The sequence below is a fragment of the Novacetimonas hansenii JCM 7643 genome (genome assembly GCF_000964405.1).
GTDB classification, from domain to species: Bacteria; Pseudomonadota; Alphaproteobacteria; order Acetobacterales; family Acetobacteraceae; genus Novacetimonas; species Novacetimonas hansenii.
The window spans coordinates 2,501-5,367 of record NZ_BANE01000303.1 but is presented as its reverse complement, the minus strand read 5'-3'; the positions used below and the strand labels follow the sequence as shown (position 1 = coordinate 5,367).

General features: G+C 55.2%; 2 rRNA genes (1 of these 2 cut by a window edge). Both read right to left on the bottom strand.

The features are described 5' to 3' along the window. Nucleotides 1–28 precede the first annotated feature (28 nt). Nucleotides 29–144, bottom strand: a 5S ribosomal RNA gene (gene rrf, locus B7G66_RS15640). Nucleotides 145–246: 102 nt separating this feature from the next. Beyond that, nucleotides 247–2,867: ribosomal RNA gene (locus B7G66_RS15635) — 23S ribosomal RNA — on the bottom strand; it runs 120 nt beyond the window's last position.

Genomic DNA, 2,867 nt, shown 5'->3' with positions numbered 1-2,867 from the left:
GGTTTTTTTGTTCAGGGCTGACTGGAAGATCTGGCGGCGACCGACTTTCCCGTGCCTTAAGGCACAGTATCATAGGCGCTGGGTTTTTTCACGTCCGAGTTCGGGATGGGATCGGGTGGAGCACGTCCCGCCATGGCCACCAGATCATCCAGTCAGTCCTGAGGGACTGTGTGGGAGGTTGGTGCTGAGAGGGTAGAGTGGGTGGATGACTGCTGTGCATGTATGTTTTCCACGTTGAGTGGCTGTGTGAATGAGCCTATTGGGCGATTAGGACCAGTCAGCTGCACGCATTACTGCGCTTCCACACCTGGCCTATTGACGTGATGGTCTATCACGGCCCTTGGGGAGACCTTGTTTTGAGGTGGGTTTCCCGCTTAGATGCTTTCAGCGGTTATCCCTTCCATACTTAGCTACCCGGCTGTGCCGCTGGCGCGACAACCGGTGCACCAGAGGTATGTTCATCCCGGTCCTCTCGTACTAGGGACAAATCCTCTCAAGTCTCCAACACCCACGGCAGATAGGGACCGAACTGTCTCACGACGTTCTAAACCCAGCTCACGTACCACTTTAATCGGCGAACAGCCGAACCCTTGGGACCTGCTCCAGCCCCAGGATGTGATGAGCCGACATCGAGGTGCCAAACCTCCCCGTCGATGTGGACTCTTGGGGGAGATCAGCCTGTTATCCCTAGAGTACCTTTTATCCGTTGAGCGATGGCCCTTCCACGCGGGACCACCGGATCACTATGGCCGACTTTCGTCTCTGATCGAGCTGTCACTCTCACAGTCAGGCGGGCTTATGCCATTGCACTCAACAGTCGATGTCCGACCGACCTGAGCCCACCATCGCGCGCCTCCGTTACACTTTGGGAGGCGACCGCCCCAGTCAAACTGCCCACCATGCAGGGTCCCGGACCAGGCTTACTGGTCTCGGTTAGACATCAGAAACAGTCAGGGTGGTATTTCAAGGATGGCTCCACCGGAACTGGCGCCCCGGTTTCAAAGCCTCCCACCTATCCTACACAGAATGTCTCTGATGCCACTGCAAAGCTGCAGTAAAGGTTCATAGGGTCTTTCCGTCTGACCGCGGGTACCCCGCATCTTCACGGGGAATTCAATTTCGCTGAGCCGATGCTGGAGACAGCGGGGAAGTCGTTACGCCATTCGTGCAGGTCGGAACTTACCCGACAAGGAATTTCGCTACCTTAGGACCGTTATAGTTACGGCCGCCGTTTACCGGGGCTTCAATTCGGTGCTTGCACACCTCCTCTTAACCTTCCGGCACCGGGCAGGCGTCAGGCCGTATACGTCGTCTCTCGACTTCGCACAGCCCTGTGTTTTTACTAAACAGTCGCTACCCCCTGGTTTGTGCCACCCGCCTGTGGTTGCCCACGGACGGGTCTTGCTTATCCCGAAGTTACGCAAGTAATTTGCCTAGTTCCTTCAGCATCGTTCTCTCAAGCGCCTTGGTATTCTCTACCAGTCCACCTGTGTCGGTTTCGGGTACGGTCTATATGCCAGAGCTATTTCCTGGAATGCTCCAAAAGCCGGGTCAATCCGATAAGACCCGACAACATATTGCATTCGTCACTTCTGGCAGGCCCGGGAATATTCACCCGGTTTCCATCGACTACGGCTTTCGCCCTCGCCTTAGGGGCCGGCTCACCCTGCGCGGATTAACCTTGCGCAGGAACCCTTGGACTTTCGGCGACAGTGTTTCTCGCACTGTTTATCGCTACTCATGTCAGCATTCGCACTTCCGATATCTCCAGGGAGGGTCACCCCGTCCCCTTCACAGACTTACGGAACGCTCCGCTACCGCGCATACAAAGTATGCACCCACAGCTTCGGCACGTGGCTTGAGCCCCGTTACATTTTCGGCGCAGGGTTTCTATTAGACCAGTGAGCTATTACGCTTTCTTTAAAGGATGGCTGCTTCTAAGCCAACCTCCTGGTTGTTTTGGAATCCCCACATCCTTTCCCACTTAGCCACGATTTAGGGGCCTTAGCTGGTGGTCTGGGCTGTTTCCCTCTCGACAATGGACCTTAGCACCCACTGTCTGTCTGCCTGGCTCATACTTCCGGGTATTCGGAGTTTGGTTAGGTTTGGTAAGGCTTTGGGCCCCCCTAGCCCATCCAGTGCTCTACCCCCCGGGGTAATACCAGACGATCTACCTCAATAGATTTCGCGGAGAACCAGCTATTTCCGAGTTTGATTGGCCTTTCACCCCTAGCCACAGCTCATCCCCGACTTTTTCAACAGGCGTGGGTTCGGCCCTCCAGTGCGTGTTACCGCACCTTCAGCCTGGCCATGGCTAGATCACTCGGTTTCGGGTCTTCTGCCAGCAACTCGTCGCCCTATTCAGACTCGCTTTCGCTGCGCCTACACCTAACGGCTTAAGCTTGCTGCAAACAGAAACTCGCTGACCCATTATACAAAAGGTACGCCGTCACCCCATAAGAGGCTCCGACTGCTTGTAGGCATTCGGTTTCAGGTCTCTTTCACTCCCCTCGTCGGGGTGCTTTTCACCTTTCCCTCACGGTACTTGTTCGCTATCGGTCACCAGGGAGTATTTAGGCTTGGAGGGTGGTCCCCCCATGTTCAGACAGGATTTCACGTGTCCCGCCCTACTCAAGGATCATCACAGACACTACGCATAAGGGGCTATCACCCTCTATGGCCGGACTTTCCATTCCGTTCTGCTTCTTCTGCAACAATCACGGGCCTGTTCCGCGTTCGCTCGCCACTACTAGCGGAATCTCAATTGATGTCTTTTCCTCCGGGTACTTAGATGTTTCAGTTCCCCGGGTTCGCCTCATGCCCCTATGTATTCAGAACATGATACCCATCGCTGGGTGGGTTGCCCC